Here is a 19,820-nt window from a genome sequence, read left to right as displayed (position 1 = left end):
GATGTTCTAGGACACCTACACCTCGACCGCGACAAGCGATACCAAGGACAACTCCACGCCCCCGCCGCCTAGAATCGACTCTCACATCTATGTAGACATCGTGTCTCACATCTATGTAGACAGCACACGGCCCATGGCCGACTATCCACGCACGGGCCGCGCAGCGGCACTACAGGCCCAGCAGAGCGTTCTCGACGACCTCCGGCAGACCCGGGTGAATCCAGTACTGACCTCGGGCCATCTCGGGCGCCGTGAGCCCGAAGCTCATCGCCTGGATCAGCGGCTGGATGACCGTCGGAGCTTGATCGCCGATGATGTGGGCACCGAGAATGCGTCCCGTCTTCTTCTCGGCGATGATCTTGACGAATCCCTCGCGGTCCTCCATCGCCCAGCCGTAGGCGACGTCGCCGTAGTTCTGGATCTTCACCGTGATCTCGAGACCGGCTTTGTGGGCTTCGAGCTCGGTCATGCCGACCGCGGCGATCTGCGGGTGCGTGAACACCGCGGCGGGGACGAAGCGATGATCGAACGCCTGGAACTTCGCGGTGTCGTCCCACGTGCGCTGCAGTAGGTTGTGCTGCACGACGCGACCCTCGTGGTTGGCGACGTGCTTGAGCTGGAACGGCGACGAGACGTCGCCGATCGCGAAGACGCCCTCGGCGCTGGTGCGTCCGAACTCGTCGACGACGATGCGGCCGTCGTCGAGTTCGATGCCGCCTGCCTCGGCGCCGATGCGGTCGCCGTTGGACTCACGACCGATGGCGACGAGCAACGCGTCGCCGAGTACCTTGTCCCCGTCGCGAAGCTGGACGCCGACCTGGCCGTCTTCCGAGATCGCCGTGGACTCGCCGACATTGAGGTGGACGTCCCAGTACTTCTGTGCCAGCTCGGTGAACCGGTCGGAGATGTCCGGGTCGAGTCCGCGCAGCAGGTTGTCCTTGCGAGCGATGATCGACACCTCGGATCCCAGTGCACCGAAGACGTGCGCGAATTCTGCTGCGATGTAACCGGATCCGAGAATGACGAGATGTTTCGGCAGCGTCGGCAACCGCATGATGTCGTCGTTCGTGTGGTACGGCACGCCGCTGTCACGCACCTGCTGCGGGATGATCGGGCGCGAACCTGCTGCGACGACGATCTGGTCGGCGGTGATGATCTCGCCGGTTCCGGTGTCGATGGTGCGCGGTCCGACGAACGTCGCATGGCTGGAGTACAGCGTGACGTTCGGGCTGCCGTTCTCGCGATAGTGCTTGCCGCCCTCGGAGATCGGATCGATGCGACCGAAGACGCGATCGACGATGTCCTCCCATCGAACCTTGTCGATCGACGCGTCGATCCCGTAGCGCGCGGAGTCACGGATGGTCTGGGCGACCTCGGCGGCGTAGACGAACATCTTCGTCGGGATGCATCCGACGTTGAGGCACGTGCCGCCGAACGGCGAATGTTCTTCGAACAGGGCGATCTTCATGTCGGAGAAGCGTTCGTCGGCGATGGAATTGCCGGAACCGGATCCGATGACGACGAGGTCGAAGTGTTTCCGGTCGCTCACGAAATGGCTCCGATCTCGGTGTGGTTCTTGCCCGACGGGTGTTCGACGCGGCTGCGGTCGAGCCAGCCCAACCATTCGTCGACTTCGGCGAATGCTCGTGCGCGCGGCTCCTCCTGCGAGAGAAACACGTCGTGGCGCGCGCCTTCGATCGGAACGACGGTCGTTCGGTCGCCCAGGCAGCCTGCCCAGCGCGCGATCTGCTGCACGTCGAGGACGGCGTCGGCGACGTCGGTCCTCGAGCTGTACTTCCGTGAGAAATGCGTCACCTTCGAGCGCAGGATCAGCGACGGTACTCCGATGTCGAGTCCGTGGTGCAGTGCGGCGTGTCCGTGCCGGATCGCGCGGATCCACCCGAACCTGACGGGGAAGCCGGTCAGAGGCTTCCATTCGAGGTTGTAGGTCCACTCGCCCTCGTGTGAGCTGGCGAGTGAACGGCCGTAGGTGTCGAGCCCTTGGCCCGGCACCGGAGTCTTGGCCCTGAATCGTCCGATGACGTCGATGGCGGTCGTGCCGACGCTGCGGATCGCGGCAGGTCCCTGCAGGTCGAACCACGGGCTGTTGAGAACGACGCCCGCGATCCCCAGGCCCGCGCTTCCGCCTTCCCGACGGTTCAGCCGGTCGAGCCACAGCGGCAGGATCAATCCGCCGGTGGAATGCGCGACCAGCACGATGGACCGACCGCTCGGCTCCGCGGACACGATGCCGAGCGCGGCGTTCAGTTCGGCGTCGTAGAAGGACAGGTCGGTCACGAAGTGCGGGGTCTGCCCGTCGCGCAGCGAGCGGCCGCACTTACGCAGGTCCAGCGCGTAGAACGCGTAGCCCTGCGCGGCGAAGAACTCGGCCACGTGCTGCTGGAAGAAGTAGTCCGTGAATCCGTGAACGTAGACGACCGCCTTTTCGAACGGCGGGGAATCGGCCGGTTGATAGCGGACGAGGGTGGCCTCGACCTGGCCTTCGCCGTCCGGGTCGTCACCGAGGGGAATGGTCGTCTGCTCGTAGCCGTCGCCGAGGACATCGGGCATCCAGGTAGTCACAGATCACAACTGTAGTGGTCACGGCAGGGGCGTCACGAGGAGCACAATCGAGGTATTGCGCAAAGGGCGTCGGAACGGTGTCGTACGGACGGGTAACGTAACCGCCATTCGTACACCACTCGGTAGCCGAGAACTCACGGACAAAGGAAGTCGAAACTCCAGTGTCAAATGAACAGCGGTCGAATCAACAGCAGGTCACGAACGTGAAGACCGACGTGGTCCTGGTCGGCGCCGGAATCATGAGTGCCACTCTGGGTGCGCTGCTGCGGCAGCTGGAGCCGGAATGGTCGATCGACGTGTACGAGCGGCTCGACGCGGCGGCAGCCGAGAGCAGTGACGCATGGAACAACGCGGGCACCGGCCACTCGGCCCTGTGTGAGCTCAATTACACGCCGCAGAACAAGGACGGCTCGGTCGACATCGCCAAGGCGTTGAACGTCAACGAGCAGTTCCAGGTGTCGCGACAGTTCTGGGCCCACAGCATCGAATCCGGTGTCCTGTCCGATCCGAAGAACTTCATCAACCCGATTCCGCACGTCAGCTTCGTGCACGGCGAATCCAACGTGAAGTACCTGCGCGCTCGGTACGACGCTCTGGCGTCGAACCCGCTCTTCGAGGGCATGGAGTACATCGACAGCCCCGACGAGTTCACCCGTCGTCTGCCGTTGATGGGCAAGGGTCGTGACTTCTCCGATCCCGTCGCCCTGAACTGGAGCGACGAGGGTACCGACGTCGATTTCGGCGCTCTGACGCGTCAGCTGTTGAACTACGTGTCCGAGTCCGGCGGCACCGTCCACTTCGGCACCGACGTCAAGAACATCTCGAAGCAGTCCGACGGCACGTGGGACGTCAAGATCACGAACCTGCGTACCGGCGCGAAGAAGACCGTCAACGCGAAGTTCGTCTTCGTCGGCGCGGGCGGCGGGGCGCTGCACCTGCTGCAGAAGTCCGGCATCGCCGAGATCAAGGGCTTCGGCGGATTCCCCGTCAGCGGCGAGTGGCTGCGGTGCACCAACCCCGACCTCATCGCCCAGCACTCGGCGAAGGTGTACGGCAAGGCGTCGGTCGGTGCACCTCCCATGTCGGTTCCGCACCTCGACACTCGCGTCATCGGTGGCAAGCCGGGACTGCTGTTCGGACCGTACGCAGGCTGGTCGCCGAAGTTCCTCAAGCAGGGCAAGTTCACCGATCTTCCCGGCTCGGTCAAGCCCGGCAACTTGATGTCGATGCTCGGCGTCGGCGTCACCGAGCTCGGTCTGGTCAAGTACCTCGTGGGCGAGCTCGCGCAGTCGCAGGCCGACCGCGTGGAGACGCTGCGCGAGTTCGCGCCCCAGGTGATCGGGAAGGACTGGGAGCTCGTCACCGCCGGACAGCGCGTGCAGGTCATCCGCAAGAAGGGGCGCGGCGGCGTGCTCGAGTTCGGCACCGCCGTCATCAACGCTGCGGACGGATCCATCGCCGGTCTGCTCGGTGCGTCGCCCGGTGCGTCGACCGCCGTGCCTGCGATGCTCGACGTGCTCAAGCGCTGCTTCGGCGACCGCTACACGGCCTGGCAGCCCAAGCTCACGCAGATGGTTCCGTCGCTCGGAAAGAAGCTCGCCGAGGAGCCTGCGCTGTTCCGTGAGGTCTTCGACTGGACGTCCAAGACGTTGCAGCTCGACGAGACCACCCGGCTCGCACAGCCCACCGGTGTGTGATAGCAACAGCAGATGACTACGCAAGCGGCTGCCCTCAAGCGATCCTGGGCCTTGGATCTGTCCAACAAGACCCTGTACGACTTGCTCAAGCTGCGTGTCGAGGTGTTCGTCGTCGAGCAGGCGTGCGCGTACCCGGAGCTCGACGGCAGAGATCTGCTCGCCGAGACCCGTCACTTCTGGCTCGAGCGTGACGGCGACGTCGTCTGCACGCTGCGCCTGCTCGAGGAACACGACGACGGCGAGAAGTCCTTCCGGATCGGGCGTCTGTGCACGCAACGCTCGGCCCGAGGACAGGGGCATACGACGCGTATTCTGCGGGCCGCTCTCGCCGAGGTCGGCTCGGCTCCGTGCCGCATCAACGCGCAGAGCTACCTCGTCGACATGTACGCCAAGCACGGCTTCCTTCCCGATGGCGAGGAAGTGCTCGAAGACGGCATTCCGCACACCCCGATGCGTCGTGGTGGCGGTTCGCCGTGGAGCGAAGCCTGAAGTTTCTGGAGCGAAGCCTGAAGACTCTGGAGCGAAGCCTGGAGTCGTGCAGTAACCGATCGACACGCCGATGCGGGGAAGTCCTGTGTGATTCAGGCGCGGTCCCGCCACTGTGTACCGAGTGCCCGTGGGCACTCGGAAGCCAGATCACCGCGCGGCGCGTCATGGCCCACCGATCCCGGTGGGCCGTCCCAGTCCTCGGCGAGGAGTCCGAGGGATGAAGGAGAGTGTGTCGTGCAGCCCGGATATCCGTTCAGTGCGGTGGTCGGTCAGGATCAGCTCCGGCTGTCCTTGATTCTCTGCGCCGTGCACCCCGGCATCGGCGGTGTGCTGGTGCGCGGTGAGAAGGGCACCGCGAAGTCGACGGTGGTGCGCGCACTCGCGACGCTTCTGCCCGCCGTCGAGGACGAGGGCGGTAGCCGTCCGGCCCGTCTCGTCGAACTACCGGTGGGCGCCACCGAGGATCGCGTCGTCGGCTCGCTGGATCTCGAGAAGGTGCTGCGCGACGGCGAACGCGCGTTCCAACCCGGTCTGCTGGCCGCGGCTCACCGGGGCGTGCTCTACGTCGACGAAGTGAACCTGCTGCACGACCACCTCGTCGACGTGCTGCTCGACGCGGCCGCGATGGGGCGCGTCCACATCGAGCGCGACGGTGTATCCCATTCTCACGCAGCACAATTCGTGCTCGTCGGCACGATGAACCCCGAAGAGGGCGAGTTGCGACCGCAGTTGCTGGACCGTTTCGGTCTCGCGGTCGACGTGACGGCCTCGCGAGACGTCGACACCCGCATGGACGTCATCCGACGACGTCTGGACTACGAACGGAATCCGTCCGAGTTCGCAGGTCGATACGCCGACGAGGACGCCGATCTCGCCGCTCGTATCGTCGCTGCCCGGGCGGCCATCGACGACGTCGTGTTGAGCGACACCGAACTACGACGGATCGCAGCGCTGTGTGCGTCCTTCGACGTCGACGGCATGCGCGCGGATCTGGTCGTCGCACGCACGGCGACGGCCCACGCGGCGTGGCGAGGGTCGGCGGCCGTCGAAGAATCGGACGTCCGCGTTGCTGCGGAACTCGCGCTGCCGCACCGTCGCAGGCGAGATCCGTTCGACGAACCGGGAATCGACGAGAGCGCCCTCGACGACGCCATGCGTGACGCAGCCGAGCAGGCGGAGCAGCAGCCCGAACCCGAGCCCGATCCGGATCCCGACGGGGGAGGCGCGCCGCCGCCCCCTGCCGGCGAATCTCCCGAGTCGAACGGCTCGGACGCGCCTGAACGGCAACAGAGCGGCGACAACTCGCGTGACAAGCAGGCGGCGGCTCCCGGGTCGCAGTTCCGTGCGCGGTTGATGCAGGTCCCCGGCGTCGGGGAAGGCGCTCCGGGGCGTCGGTCGCGTTCTCGGTCCTCGCAGGGTCGTGTCGTGCGCGCAACGACGGAGCGCGACAAGGGAATTCACCTCCTGGGTACCCTGTTCGCTGCCGCCGAGCAGCAGGTCGCTCGCGGTCGGACTGCTGGACGGTTCCGGTTGGAGCCGGCCGATCTGCGGGGCGCGCTTCGCGAGGGGAGGGAAGGCAACCTCATCGTCTTCGTCGTCGACGCCTCCGGCTCGATGGCTGCGCGTGATCGGCTGTCGGCGGTGACGGGCGCGGTCCTGTCCCTGCTGCGCGACGCGTACCAGCGGCGAGACAAGGTTGCCGTCATCACGGTGCGTGGACGCGACGCCGAGGTCGTGCTGCCGCCGACGTCGAGCGTCGACGTCGCGGTCACCCGCCTGCGTCGCATGAAGACCGGCGGCAGATCGCCGCTGGCACAGGGGTTTCTGACAGCGCGCGAGGTGGTCCAGCGGGAGAAGGTACGTGACCCGCTGCGCCGCGCACTCGTGGTCGCGCTGACCGACGGTCGTGCGACCGGGGGAGTCGACCCCGTCGAGCGAGCGCGCATCGCCGCATCACGGATTGCGGCGGACGGCACCGCCTCGGTCGTCGTCGACTGCGAGACGGGCATGGTCCGGCTCGATCTCGCGCGCGAATTCGCCGAGCATCTTGCCGGGGGATACGTGCGACTCGCCGACCTGTCGGCGGAGCAGGTCGCGGCCGTCGTCCGCGCCGCGGCGTAGGGGGCGCGACATGCCACAGGGAGTACCACTGCCAGGAACCGTGCCTGCCGACGGCTTGACGACGCGGCAGCGCCGCAATCAGCCGGTCCTCGCGGTCCATACCGGGCCCGGGAAGGGCAAATCCACCGCTGCCTTCGGCATGGCTCTGCGCGCGTGGAACCAGGGATTCGATGTCGGTGTCTTCCAGTTCGTGAAGAGTGCGAAGTGGAAGGTCGGCGAGGAAGCTGCGTTCCGGACGCTCGGCGAACTGCACGAGCAGTCCGGTGTCGGCGGCGGCGTCGAATGGCACAAGATGGGCGAGGGCTGGTCGTGGACCCGCAAGAAGGGTTCGGACGTCGACCACGCGGCGGCAGCAGCCGATGGCTGGCGCGAAATCGCCCGCCGGTTGGGCGAGCAGACGCACCGCTTCTACGTCCTCGACGAATTCACGTATCCGCTGAAGTGGGGATGGGTCGACGTCGACGAGGTCGTCGAGGTGCTGACGCATCGGCCGGGCAACCAGCATGTCGTCATCACCGGCCGCGACGCCCCGCAGGCACTGATCGACGCAGCCGACCTCGTCACGGAGATGACCAAGGTCAAGCATCCGATGGACGCGGGCCGCAAAGGCCAGCGAGGGATCGAGTGGTGAGTGTCCCCGCGGTCGTGATCGCGGCCCCGGCGTCGGGAAGCGGAAAGACGACGGTCGCAACGGGATTGATGGGTGCACTGCGCGCCGCAGGCCATCGCGTCGCCCCGTTCAAGGTCGGACCCGACTACATCGACCCCGGATATCACTCGCTTGCGACGGGATTGCCCGGACGTAACCTCGACGCCGTCATGGTCGGCGCCGACCGCATCGGAGCGCTGTTCCGGCACGGAAGTGACGGGTGCGACATCGCCGTCGTCGAGGGCGTGATGGGACTGTTCGACGGCAAGATCGACCCCAGCGGCGCGGGTGACGCGTCGGCCGAGGGATCGACGGCATCCGTGGCCTCGATGCTGGGTGCACCCGTCGTGCTCGTCGTCGACGCGCGGGGACACAGCCAGAGTCTCGCCGCAGTGCTGCACGGTTTTTCGACGTTCGACTCCTCGGTGCGCATCGGCGGGGTGATCCTGAATCGCGTCGGAAGTCCGCGTCACGAGGAAGTGCTGCGACATGCGTGCGACCGCGTCGGCATTCCGGTACTCGGCGTGCTGCCGCGAATGTCCGAATTGGCCGTGCCCTCACGGCATCTCGGGTTGATCACCGCCGTCGAACACGGGCAGTCCGCAGGCGCGGCGGTCGATGCCATGGCGACGCTCGTAGCCGAACACGTCGATCTCGACGCACTCCGTGCGTTGGCTGCCTCGTCGGTCTCGACGGCCGCGTGGAACCCGGCCGACGAGGTGGGCACGCCCGTGTCGCAGGCTCCTGTCGTCGCCATAGCCGGTGGTCCGGCGTTCACGTTCGGTTACGCCGAGCATGTCGAACTACTGCGGGCAGCCGGCGCCGACGTGACGGTGTTCGACCCGTTGACCGACGGGCTCCCCGCCGGCACGGCCGGTGTCGTCGTTCCCGGTGGCTTTCCGGAGGAGCATGCCGAGCAGCTGGCGTCGAACGAGCTCCTGTTGGCGGACATTCGCCGTACCGCGGCCGCCGGAATGCCGATTCATGCGGAATGTGCTGGGCTGCTGTATCTTTCGCGCAGTCTGGACGGTCATGCGATGGCCGGGGTGATCGACGTCGATGCCCGCTTCTCGGCGTCGTTGACACTCGGCTACCGCGACGCCGCTGCACTGCACGACTCGGTGCTGTTCCCTGCGGGCGCACGGGTGACCGGACACGAATTCCACCGCACGATGCTCGTCGACGTCGCGGACGAGAATCCGACGGCTGCTTGGGGATGGCGCAACCCGAGCCGTGCCGCCAGGAAGAACGTCGTGCGGGAGGGCTTCGTGCACGGCAACGTGCACGCGTCGTATCTGCACACTCATCCGGCGGGTGTGCCCGAATCGGTTGCGCGTTTCGTCGCTGCCTGCGCGCGGTTCGCGTCCCGTGACTGACCGCGTCGTCGCGGGAGTCGGGGCGTCCAGCAACGCCCCGATCGACGGCATCGTCGACGCGATTCTCGCCGTCGTCGGAGCGGATCGGACCTTGGTGTCCGTCGCGACGATCGACACCAAGGCGGACGTCCTGGCGCCCGTCGCGGCTGCGCTGGGGGTCTCGTCGACGTCGTGGACCGCGGAGCAGCTGAACCGGGTCTCCGTGCCGAACCCGTCGGCCCGTGTGCGGCGCGAAACCGGGACCGCCAGCGTTGCCGAGGCTGCCGCGACTCTCGGAAGCGGCGGCGGACGCGTCGTCACCCCGAAGACGAACATCGGAGCGGTCAGTATCGCACTTGCTTGCGCAGTAGACTAGAACACGTTCTAATGCGAGCATGCGCTTCGGCCTCGTCCTGTTCACCTCCGACCGCGGGATCACCCCTGCCGCCGCTGCAGCGGCCGGGGAACACCTGGGGTTCGACTCGTTCTACGTACCCGAACACACGCACATCCCGGTGAGACGAGAGGCGCCTCATCCACTGACCGGTGACGCGTCGCTTCCCGACGATCGGTACGCGCGCACCCTCGACCCCTGGGTGTCGCTCGCGACGGCAGCTGCGGTGACCTCGCGGATACGGCTGGGCACAGCCGTCGCGATACCCGTCGAGCACGATCCGATCACTCTCGCGAAATCGATTGCGTCGCTGGATCATCTCAGTGGCGGACGGGTCGTGCTCGGTGTCGGATTCGGCTGGAACGTCGACGAGTTGACCGACCACGGCGTGCCGCCGAAGCGTCGACGGACGATGCTGCGCGAATATCTTGCCGCCATGCGCACGTTGTGGTCCGACGAGCAGGCCGAGTACTCGGGCGAGTTCGCCGAGTTCGGGCCGAGTTGGGCGTGGCCGAAACCGATTCGAGGCGACGCGATTCCGACCTACGTCGGAGCAGCAGGCACGGACAAGAACTTCGCGTGGATCGTGCAGTCGGCGGACGGGTGGATCACGACGCCGGGTGAGCAGGACATCGAGTCCCGTGTCGTGCGGCTGCAGCAGATGTGGCGGGACGGCGGACGCGTCGGCAACCCGGAGATCGTGGTGCTCGATGTCAAGCCCGACGTCGCCAAGCTCGCGCGATGGGGCGAGCTCGGCGTCACCGAGGTCGTCTACGGCATGCCCGACAAGTCCGAAGCCGAGGTGCTGGCCTACCTCGATCGGCTTGCGAACAAGCTTCCTGTCCTGCACTGACTGGCGCAATTCGCCGCGTCGGTGCACTGTGTGAAAGATGAAATCCTCGCCCCTCGTTCTCGGCCCGCTGGTTCGCTACGTCGGTGCCGACGACGCGACCTTCTGGTTCGAATTCGACACCCCTGGTGCCGTCGAGGTGCGGACGTCGGTGGGGCAACACGTGGAGGTGCCCACCTGGGGCGTGCACGGCCATCACTATGCACTCGTCGCGCTCACCGACCTGCCCGCGAACACCACGATCACCTACGAGGTGCTGTTCGACGGCACCCAGGTGTGGCCGGTCTCCGATACCGCCGCGATCCACACGTGCGACCCCGAGGGTCCGGTGACCTTCGCCCTCGGCTCGTGCCGACGCGGGGACAACTACGGCGACGAATCGCTGCAGCGTATCGGCGCCGACGCGCTCGCCGGTCTCGGCAACCGTATGCGCACCCAGGACCCGAGCGAGTGGCCGCAGGCGTTGCTGTTCCTGGGCGACCAGGTCTACGCGGACGATCCGTCACCGGAGATTCTCGAGCGCCTGCACGCCCGACGCGCCGCAGGCGACGGCCCGGCCGGAGCCCGCGGTACCGAAGCCGAGAACGAGATCTGCGATTTCGAGGAGTACTCGTGGCTTTACCACGAGTCGTGGGGTGTCGAACCTGTCCGAACGCTGCTCGCGAGCGTGCCGTCGTGCATGATCCTCGACGACCACGACCTCCGCGACGACTGGAACTCGTCGGCGTCGTGGCGGGCGGACATCGAGACGAGGCCGTGGTGGCACGACCGGGTCGTGGGCGCGTTCTCGTCGTACTGGGTCTATCAGCACCTCGGCAACCTGTCGCCCGACGAGTTGTCGCGCGACGAGCTCTACGAGAAGGTTCGTTCCGCGACCTCGGACGCCGAGCGGGAGAAGTTGCTCGCGGACTTCGCGCTGCGCGTCGACGAGCATCCGGAGACCGGCCGATGGAGCTTCTATCGCGACTTCGGCACGACGAGGTTGATCATGATCGACTCACGGTGTTCGCGGAGTCTCGACCCGGACGATCGGCGCATGGTCGACGCCGCCGAGTGGGCCTGGGTGCGTGAGCGGGCGCTGGAGAGCCCGTCGCGTCACGTGCTGTTCGGATCGTCGCTTCCGTTCTTGATGTTGCCCGCGTTGCATCACCTGGAACAGTGGAACGAGGCGGTGGCACAGGGCAGTTGGGGTCGCCGGATGTCCTGGGTCGGTGAGAAGCTTCGGATCGCGCTGGATCTGGAGCACTGGGCGGCGTTCGGAAAATCGTTCGTCGACATGTCAACGCTGACGCGGGAATTGAGTCGAACGGACGATCCACCCGCCTCCATCCTGTGGCTCTCGGGCGACGTGCACTGCTCGTACGTGGCGCGCGCCGATTTCGGGGTCGGCGGTGAGAACGTCCCGGTGACCTATCAGCTGACGATGTCGCCGTTCCGCAATCCGCTGGATCTGCCGATTCGCGCGGTGAACCGGCTGGCCATCCGAAAGCCTGTCGCGCGCTTGCTCGGCCGCCTCGCGCGATCCGCGAAAGTTCCACCCGTCGACGTGGCCTGGGAGGCCGAAGCCGGGCCATGGTTCGACAACGGCGTCATGTTGCTCACCACCGACGGCGAAACTGCCTCGGTGAGAGTCGAACACGCGCACGTCGACGTCGTCGGCAGGCAGACGCTCGAACAGACTGCGGAAAAGAAGTTGACCGTCTGACATAGATTGGCCGATGTGGCTCATCTCGAACTGACCGACATCGACTACTTCCTTCCCGACGGGCGGCAACTGCTCGGCGGCGTCGGATTCCGCGTCGGCGACGGTGCGAAAACCGCCCTGATCGGGCCGAACGGAACCGGCAAGACGACGTTGACGCGCATCGTCGCCGGAGACATCGAACCCGACGATGGATCGGTGACGCGGTCGGGTTCGCTCGGTGTGATGCGTCAATTCGTCGGGCAGGTCCGTGACGATTCGACGGTGCGGGACTTGCTGCTGTCGGTGGCGGCGCCTGCTGTTCGTCACGCTGCAGAGGCACTCGATGCCGCCGAGAACGCGATGATCGAGGCCGACGACGAGAAGACGCAGCTGAAATATGCTTCGGCGCTGTCGGATTGGGGCGATGTCGGCGGCTACGACATCGAACCGTTCTGGGACGAGGTCACGATGGCAGCCCTCGGCATGCCGTTCGATCGAGCGAAATGGCGCACCGCAGCGACACTCAGCGGCGGCGAGCAGAAACGGCTGGTGCTCGAAGCGTTGTTCGGCGGACCCGACCAACTTCTGCTCCTCGACGAGCCGGACAACTACCTCGACGTACCGGGAAAACGCTGGCTGGAGAAGACGATTCGCGAATCGCCCAAGTCGGTTCTGTTCATCAGTCACGACCGTGAGCTGATCGCGAACGCCGCGACGCGCATCGTCACACTGGAGCCGGGAGCGGCAGGGGCGTCGTCGTGGGTGCACGGCGGCGGGTTCGACACGTACTACCGGGCGCGCGAGGACCGGAACGCCCGACTGGACGAACTACGACGTCGATGGGACGAGGAGCGCGTCAAACTTCGTGCGCTCGTGTTGCGCCTGCGTGAGAAGGCCAAGTTCAACGACGGCGTCGCCGCGCGGTATCACGCGGCGCAGACGCGTCTCGCCCGATTCGAGGAGGCAGGCCCACCGGAGGCCGTGCCGCTGAAACAGAAGGTGACCGTCCGTCTGCACGGCGGCCGCACCGCGAAGCGCGCGCTCGTGTGCACCGACCTCGAGATGACCGGGCTGATGAAGCCGTTCGACACCGAGATCTGGTTCGGCGATCGCGTTGCGGTGCTCGGCTCGAACGGTTCGGGCAAGTCGCACTTTCTCCGATTGCTCGCCGGCGGTGGGACCGACCCGGAACGCGAACACCTGCCCGTCCAGGAACTCGCACTCACCCCGGTGCCGCACACGGGTACCGCTGTTCTCGGTGCGAGGGTTCGGCCGGGATTGTTCGCACAGACGCACACACGACCCGACCTCGCAGGTAAGACGCTGCTCGACATCCTGCACATGGGTAACGAGCACCGCGACGGAATGGGACGCGAGGCAGCCAGTCGCGCACTCGATCGATACGGACTGGCGTCGGCGTCCGAGCAGGTGTACGACAACCTGTCGGGCGGACAGCAGGCGCGGGTGCAGATTCTCCTCCTCGAACTGTCGGGCGCCAGCATGCTTCTGCTCGACGAGCCGACCGACAACCTCGATCTGCTGTCGGCGGACTCGCTGCAGGACGCCATCGCCGCGTTCGAGGGAACCGTGATCACCGTCACGCACGACCGCTGGTTCGCGAAGAGTTTCGACCGATTCCTGGTCTTCGGATCCGACGGCCAGGTCTACGAATCCGACGAGCCGGTATGGGACGAGAAGCGTGTTACACGCGCACGGTAGCGCGTAACACGAGGGCGGTAAGTTGCCTTCCGTGATCGAAAACGAAGGTGATGCGACCGACTCTCCCTATCTCGTCGGCTTGAATCTGTCGGGTCGACGCGTCGTCGTCGTCGGTGGTGGCACCGTGGCGCAGCGACGGCTGCCGCTGTTGATCAGCTCGGGTGCTCGGGTCCACGTGATCACACGCGCGGCGACGCCCGCGGTGGAGGCGATGGCGTCGTTCGGGCAGATCACGATGGAACTGCGCGAGTACGCCGACGGCGATCTGGACGGCGCCTGGTATGCGATCGCATGCACCGACGAGGCCGGCACCAACGCGGCGATCGTCGCAGAAGCAGAGCGGTCGAGAATCTTCTGCGTTCGCGCCGACATCGCGCGGGACGGCACAGCCGTCACCCCGGCATCGGCCGAGTACGACGGGCTCACCCTCGGTCTTCTGGCCGGCGGTGACCACCGCCGATCCGCGGCGGTGCGCAACGCCGTCGTCGAAGCCATGCACTCCGGGCTGATCGCCGACTCGACGGACACGCCGCACACCGGCGTGGCACTCGTCGGCGGTGGTCCGGGCGATCCGGATCTCATCACGGTTCGCGGACGCAAACTACTCGCGTACGCGGATGTCGTCGTCACCGACCGTCTCGCGCCGCCGGAACTGATCGCCGAGCTCGGACCGCACGTCGAGGTCATCGATGCGTCCAAGATTCCGTACGGCCGCGCGATGGCGCAGGAGGCCATCAACCAGGCGTTGATCGACCATGCGAAGGCGGGCAAGTTCGTCGTCCGGCTCAAGGGCGGCGACCCGTACGTGTTCGGGCGCGGCTACGAAGAGTTGGAGGCGCTGGCGGCCGAAGGCGTACCGGTCACGGTCGTACCGGGAATCACGAGCGCGATCTCCGTTCCGTCGGCTGCCGGGGTTCCGGTGACCCACCGCGGTGTGACGCACGAGTTCGTCGTCGTCAGCGGTCACGTCGCGCCCGATCACCCGGACTCGCTCGTCGACTGGAATGCCCTGGCGAAGCTGAAGGGCACGATCGTCCTGCTGATGGCCGTCGAACGCATCGAGAAGTTCGCGACGGTTCTGATCGACGGCGGCAGGCCCGCGTCGACGCCGGTGCTCGTGGTTCAGGAGGGAACGATGCGAACGCAGCGCGAAGTGCGCGCCGATCTGGCGACCGTCGCCGAGAAGGTCAAGGCCGAGGGCATCAGGCCTCCGGCGATCGTCGTCATCGGGACCGTTGCTGGTTTTTCGGCGGACTCTCGGTAACGTGAACTCTCGTGCCCGACCACTCGCAGCCCGCAGCGGCCTCCACGCAGATCGTCTATCCGGTGACCACCAGGGCCTTCGGCCTGGCGATCATCGTGCTGAGTGGTCTCCAGCTGATGGTGGTTCTCGACGGAACCGTCGCGAACCTGGCCCTGGCCCCGTTGCAGGCCGACCTCGGGCTGAGTGACGCCGGCCGAAACTGGGTTCTGACGTCCTACGCACTCGCGTTCGGCGGGCTGATGCTGCTCGGTGGGCGGCTCGGTGACGCGTACGGCCGAAAGAAGATGTTCCTCGGCGGCGTCGTGCTGTTCACGGTGGCATCGTTGCTGTGCGGGCTCGCGGTCAACGAGGCGACACTGGTTGCCGCTCGCGCACTGCAGGGCGTCGGTGCGGCGGTCGCGTCGCCGACGGCGTTCGCCCTCGTGGCGACCACGTTCGCGCCGGGCCCGGTCCGCAATCAGGCCGTGGCGATCTACGCGGCGATGACGGGTGTCGGATCGATCGCCGGGCTCATCATCGGTGGCGCGCTGACTCAGGTGTCGTGGCGATGGATCTTTCTGATCAACGTCCCGATCGGCATCGTGATCGTCATCCTCGCGGTGGTGTCGCTTCGGGAGACCAGCGGAATGCGGCTGGCCTTGGACTTCCCGGGAGCGATACTCGGCACGCTCGGATGTACCGGAGTGGTGTTGGCGCTGAGCGAGGGCACCGAACTCGGCTGGACCAGTCCGCTGGTGATCGGCTCGTTCGTCGCGGGTGTCGTGCTGCTCGGGCTGTTCCTCGTCGTCGAGCGCCGTGCCGACAATCCCCTGCTACCGTTCTCGCTCTTCTCCAGCAAAGACCGCGTCGCGACGTTCGTTGCCATCTTCTTCGCGGGTGGCGTCATGTTCTCGCTTGCGGCGTTCGTCGCGTTGTTCGTGCAGGACGTGCTGGGCTACAGCCCGCTGGCGGCCGGTCTTGCGTTCGTTCCGTTCGCGTTCGGACTCGGTGCCGCTGCGTTCATCACCTCGCAGCTCGCCGTCCGAATCCAGCCCCGCTTTCTCGTCATGGCCGGTGCAGCGATCATGGTCGGCTGGCTGCTGTTCTCGGTGCTGACGATGGACGGCGATTCGTCGTACTTCCCTGGCATCTTCTTCCCGGTCATCGGCATCGGGTTCGGCGTCGGTATGGCGTCCATTCCGCTTCCGCTGTGTGCCATCGCCGGTGTCCAGCCGACCGAGATCGGACCGCTGACGGCGATCGCACTCGTCGCGCAGACGTTGGGCGGCCCTGTCGCCCTGGCCGTCATCGGCGCACTGGTGACGTCGCGGACACTGTCTCTCGGCGGCACGACCGGACCTGCGAACCTGATGAACGCAGCGCAGCTCGACGCCCTCAGTTCGGGCTACATGTTCGCGTTGTTCTGCTGCGCGATCGCGGCCGTCGTCGCGGGCATCGCAGCGTACTTCATCCGATTCAGCCCACAGCAGGTCGCGCAGGCGCAGGCCGCGCAGGAGGATGCGCAGAAGGGCTGACGGTCACACTCCGAGCACGAGCTTCGCGATCGCGAAATACACGATCAGCCCCGAAGCATCGCAGAACGTCGAGATGAACGGCGTCGAGAACACGGCAGGATCGACGCCGATCTTCTTCGCGATCAGCGGCATCGCCCCGCCGACCGTCGCGGCGAGCGTGCAGATGGCCAGGAGTGTCGAGCCGATGACGAGGCCGAGATGGAAGTCGTAGACGAGCCCGGCGATCACGAATCCCAGCGAGCCGAGCATCGCACCCATCGTCGCGCCCACGCGCACTTCGCGGAACAACACCGCCGCGATGTCACGGGGTCGGACGTCGCCGACCGCAAGTGCACGCGTCACCGTCGTCGCGGCCTGTGACCCGGTGTTGCCGCCCGTGCCGGTCAGCAACGGAATGAACAGAGCCAGGGTGACGACGGCAGCGAGCGCATACTCGAAGATCTCGAGAACCTGAACCGTCAGTATCGCGGACAATGCCAGCACGAGCAGCCACACGACTCGGGAGCGCACGATCGACAGGACGGGCGTCGACAGATAGGGCCGTCGGAGAGGCTCGGTACCGCCTGCCCTCGCGGCATCCTCGTCCTCGGCCTCCTCGAGAATCCGCGACGCCTGTTCGATCGTCACGATCCCGATCAGGCGGTGCTCGGAATCGACGACGACCACCGCCGGGCTGCGATTGCCGAGACACATGCGTGCGGCGTCCTCGGCGGAGATCTCGGCGGTGACGACGGGTCCCGCACTCGCGAGATCGCCGATCGTCGTGTCCGGTGCCGCGGTGGCGACGTCGGCCAGAGTGGCGACACCGACGAGGCGTCGACGGTCGTCGGTGACGGGCAGCATGTAGACCGACTCGGCATCGGCGCCGGTGGTTCGAACCTGGTGCAGCGCCTGTGCAGCCGTGGTCGACGGGTGCACGCGGATGTACTCCGGGCTCATTCGTCGGCCGACCGAACCCTTCGCGTAGCCGAGCATCGGTGCCGTCAGGTCACGTTCGGTCGCCGACAATCCCTGCATCAACCGGTGTGCGACGTTCGACGGCAGTTCGTCGACGAGTTCGACGCGATCGTCCGGGTCGAGTTCCTCGAACAGCGTGATGACGTCGTCGTCGCGCAGAGCGCCGAGCAGTTCGCCGCGCAGTGAGGCGTCGAACTGCTCGAACACGTCGAGGGCCTGGTCTTTCGGCAGAAGTCGGTACAGCACAGCTCTTTCCGCCGAATCCGCGCGTTCGAGGACCCGAGCCGCATCGGCCGGGGACAAGTCGGCGACGAGCGCGGACATCGCAGCCAGATCCTTGCGCTGCAGCAGCTCGGTCGCCCGGGCGATCGTGTCATCGAAAGTGTTCTGCACTGAACCCATTGTGCCCGGCGGGGTCGACGCGTGTTCGCGCACGTGTTCATCAGCTGCGCACCGGACTCCGTCGGCAGATGAATATTCGGTCGGCAAACCCGATCCCAGCTACCGCAACTCCGCCTTGTCCGCCGCTGCCTGACCCGATTCCCAGCCCTCCGCGTCGAGCCTCGGTCCGCGCATCGCCTTCACCCTCGGGAAGAGTCGGTCGAATGCCTCTTCGACGGCGACGGTCTTGGCGGCGAGCATGGGAAGGAGGTCGCGGGATTCTCCAGATGCTTCGTCGAGGGCGTGCGCGTCGGCGTCGGCGAGGCGTTCACCGATCCGCACCGCGTACGCGAACAGGAACGCCTTGCCGAACGCGGCCGACGCGGAACCCTTGCGCCGCTTGGCTTTCGGAGAGTGCGACAATGCGCGTGTCGCCTGGATGAGGAGCGAGGTGAACAACACGACGGTCTGCTCGACGTCGATCGGTGACCCGACGAGCGTCGCTACGGCGAACTCGGGATCCCAGATCGACTTCACCCGGTTGACCTCGCCGACCACGTGCAGCAGTTGAGCTTTCGCCGGCGCGTGCGGATTGTCGACGTGGACGCGGCGGCTGTCGACGTCGACGTTTCCTTCGCTCAGAAGAAGCGAGTCGATCGAGTACCGGGTCATCAATTCCTGCGCCTTGGCCGTCAGGATCTCGGCTTCCTCGTCGAAGTCGGTGGCGTCGGCCTTGGCGAGCAGGCCACGAATACGGCCCAGTACCTTCGAGTTCGGAGAATCCGCACCGGCCGTTGCCGTGACGCGTGGGGTTGCCCGCTTCCTCGGCCACTGCGATGGCAGCGGGCCGATCTGCGGCCACCGCGGCAGGGTCTGCCACTGGCCGAGCAGCGCGAGCACCGCGATCCACTGATCGCTCGCCGCGATGTAGTCGGACTTGCCGCTCGAACGAAGCAGCGCTGCAAGAAAACTGGGCGACGCCTCCACGCGCGACGCAGCCTTCGGATACAGCGCGCAGATCTCCGACAACTGGTCGACCCAGAACTCGGGCGCGCGGTCGTTCGCGTTCGTCAGATCCGACTGATGGAGAATCACCGCAGCCGCGAGCGACGACACGGCGACGGTCTGTTGGCGTCGCACGATGTGCAGCAGATCGAACGGCTGCCACCCGGCCTCGTACATCGTCTGGATCATGTTGGTCAACGCGAGCGACCCCAGCGCCATCGCATCGAAGTCTTCCAGCCCGATCAGACGGTCCGTGATGTCGTCGACGACGCGTAAGTCCTTGTCGCGCCCGAACGACGCGTCGGCGCCCGCCCTGAGCAGCTTCGGCACGGGATTCATTCGGTAACCACGATCAGTTCGGTCGACGACGCGACCTCGACGCGCAGCCCTGCCTTCGACGCGACTCTGGCGAGTCCCTTCACGTCCTTGGGTTCGGCTGTCGTCAGCGTCAACGCGCGAGCCAGCAGTCCCTTGTGATGCTTGTTGAAATGGCTGACGACCGACCGGGATCCGTCGGGCTTCTCGGTCAGCACGGTCGCTGTGATCGCACCGGGTATCGGTCCGAGCTGTTGATACGTACCGGATCGCAGATCGACGACGACGCCGTCGGCCGCGGAGACCACAGCGTCGGTCAGCTCCGGCTTCCAATGCGAACGCAGTGTTCCGAACCCGGGGATCTTCGAACCACCGGACAGACGGTACGTCGGGATCGGGTCGTACGCGCGGACGACACCGAACAGCGCCGAGCCGATCCACAACCGGGCGGCCGCACGGGCGCGACCGGCCTTCGTGAACGATTTCGCGTCGAGCGCGTCGTAGAGAACACCGGTGTAGCGGCTCAGCGCCGGGGCTGTCGGTGACGTGAACAACGACGCATTGCGTTCGATCTCGTCGTCCTGCGTCGGCCCGAGACCGAGTGCCGCGCGCGAGCCGGGGACATCGTCGGCGAGTTCGACGAGCGCGTCGGCCAGCTTCTGCCGAAGTGGGTTGAGCTCGGGCAGCGACAGGCGGGTCAAGTCCAGCGGGGAGTCCTCGCCACCGTCGGACTTCGTTTCGGACGGGGGCAGCAGAACGATCACGGGCATCAACGTTACCCACCGCCGGCAAGAGGTGGGCGGCTGCCGGTCAGCGCCGGGCCACCGACTATTCTCGTACCCC

16 protein-coding genes are annotated in these 19,820 nt (G+C 66.4%); 11 read left to right on the top strand and 5 right to left on the bottom strand.

What is annotated here, in order from left to right; all coding sequences use genetic code 11:
• Positions 1–169: 169 nt before the first annotated feature.
• Together mtr and RhoFasB10_RS09310 are read right to left on the bottom strand one after the other, a co-directional pair.
• Positions 170–1,549 (bottom strand): mycothione reductase, encoded by a 1,380-nt coding sequence (mtr, locus tag RhoFasB10_RS09315; protein WP_308115147.1) that lies wholly within the window; start codon positions 1,547–1,549, stop codon positions 170–172.
• Positions 1,546–2,583, bottom strand: coding sequence for an alpha/beta hydrolase (locus RhoFasB10_RS09310; RefSeq protein WP_222634593.1), 1,038 nt, complete (start codon positions 2,581–2,583; stop codon positions 1,546–1,548). The genes mtr and RhoFasB10_RS09310 overlap by 4 nt, the downstream gene beginning before the upstream one ends.
• Positions 2,584–2,786: 203 nt before the next feature.
• On the opposite strand from RhoFasB10_RS09310, the gene mqo reads away from it, so the two are divergent.
• The 11 genes from mqo (at position 2,787) to RhoFasB10_RS09255 (ending at position 16,319) form a co-directional block, all read left to right on the top strand.
• Complete coding sequence (mqo, locus tag RhoFasB10_RS09305) at positions 2,787–4,280, top strand: malate dehydrogenase (quinone) (RefSeq protein WP_308115148.1); 1,494 nt, start codon at positions 2,787–2,789, stop codon at positions 4,278–4,280.
• 12 nt (positions 4,281–4,292) lie between these two features.
• A complete protein-coding gene (locus tag RhoFasB10_RS09300) occupies positions 4,293–4,769 on the top strand; it encodes a GNAT family N-acetyltransferase (RefSeq protein WP_068428661.1) in 477 nt (158 codons plus the stop codon).
• A gap of 234 nt (positions 4,770–5,003) precedes the next feature.
• A complete protein-coding gene (locus RhoFasB10_RS09295) occupies positions 5,004–6,890 on the top strand; it encodes a VWA domain-containing protein (protein ID WP_068428664.1) in 1,887 nt (628 codons plus the stop codon).
• Positions 6,891–6,900: 10 nt separating this feature from the next.
• Complete coding sequence (gene cobO, locus RhoFasB10_RS26305; RefSeq protein WP_068428667.1) at positions 6,901–7,521, top strand: cob(I)yrinic acid a,c-diamide adenosyltransferase; 621 nt, start codon at positions 6,901–6,903, stop codon at positions 7,519–7,521.
• Positions 7,515–8,915, top strand: coding sequence for a cobyrinate a,c-diamide synthase (locus RhoFasB10_RS09285; protein WP_167676130.1), 1,401 nt, complete (start codon positions 7,515–7,517; stop codon positions 8,913–8,915). The genes cobO and RhoFasB10_RS09285 overlap by 7 nt, the downstream gene beginning before the upstream one ends.
• Positions 8,908–9,270, top strand: a complete 363-nt coding sequence (locus RhoFasB10_RS09280) for a cobalamin biosynthesis protein (RefSeq protein WP_068428673.1) — start codon at positions 8,908–8,910, stop codon at positions 9,268–9,270. Before RhoFasB10_RS09285 ends, RhoFasB10_RS09280 begins: the two co-directional genes overlap by 8 nt.
• Before the next feature lie 19 nt (positions 9,271–9,289).
• Positions 9,290–10,141, top strand: a complete 852-nt coding sequence (locus tag RhoFasB10_RS09275; protein WP_068428676.1) for an LLM class F420-dependent oxidoreductase — start codon at positions 9,290–9,292, stop codon at positions 10,139–10,141.
• Between the two features lie 37 nt (positions 10,142–10,178).
• Positions 10,179–11,843, top strand: coding sequence for an alkaline phosphatase D family protein (locus tag RhoFasB10_RS09270; RefSeq protein WP_068428679.1), 1,665 nt, complete (start codon positions 10,179–10,181; stop codon positions 11,841–11,843).
• Between the two features lie 15 nt (positions 11,844–11,858).
• On the top strand, positions 11,859–13,541 hold the full coding sequence (locus tag RhoFasB10_RS09265) for an ATP-binding cassette domain-containing protein (RefSeq protein ID WP_068428682.1): 1,683 nt from the start codon (positions 11,859–11,861) through the stop codon (positions 13,539–13,541).
• A gap of 31 nt (positions 13,542–13,572) precedes the next feature.
• Positions 13,573–14,805 (top strand): uroporphyrinogen-III C-methyltransferase, encoded by a 1,233-nt coding sequence (gene cobA, locus RhoFasB10_RS09260; protein WP_167676128.1) that lies wholly within the window; start codon positions 13,573–13,575, stop codon positions 14,803–14,805.
• Between the two features lie 50 nt (positions 14,806–14,855).
• The gene (locus tag RhoFasB10_RS09255; RefSeq protein ID WP_174551467.1) at positions 14,856–16,319 is read left to right on the top strand and encodes an MFS transporter; all 1,464 of its coding nucleotides are present in this window, start codon (positions 14,856–14,858) and stop codon (positions 16,317–16,319) included.
• A 3-nt stretch (positions 16,320–16,322) separates the two neighbouring features.
• Here the strand turns inward: RhoFasB10_RS09255 and mgtE are convergent, their stop codons facing one another.
• The 3 genes from mgtE to yaaA form a co-directional block, all read right to left on the bottom strand.
• A complete protein-coding gene (mgtE, locus tag RhoFasB10_RS09250; protein WP_167676126.1) occupies positions 16,323–17,669 on the bottom strand; it encodes a magnesium transporter in 1,347 nt (448 codons plus the stop codon).
• A 108-nt stretch (positions 17,670–17,777) separates the two neighbouring features.
• A complete protein-coding gene (locus RhoFasB10_RS09245) occupies positions 17,778–19,001 on the bottom strand; it encodes a DUF2786 domain-containing protein (protein WP_167676124.1) in 1,224 nt (407 codons plus the stop codon).
• A complete protein-coding gene (yaaA, locus tag RhoFasB10_RS09240; RefSeq protein WP_068429175.1) occupies positions 18,998–19,741 on the bottom strand; it encodes a peroxide stress protein YaaA in 744 nt (247 codons plus the stop codon). The genes RhoFasB10_RS09245 and yaaA overlap by 4 nt, the downstream gene beginning before the upstream one ends.
• Positions 19,742–19,820: the final 79 nt, after the last annotated feature.

The organism is Rhodococcus sp. B10 (assembly GCF_011770055.1).
In the GTDB taxonomy this organism is placed as follows: Bacteria; Actinomycetota; Actinomycetes; order Mycobacteriales; family Mycobacteriaceae; genus Rhodococcoides; species Rhodococcoides kyotonensis_B.
The sequence above is the reverse complement of the archived record's forward strand: the minus strand, read 5'-3'. Positions and strand labels throughout refer to the sequence as shown.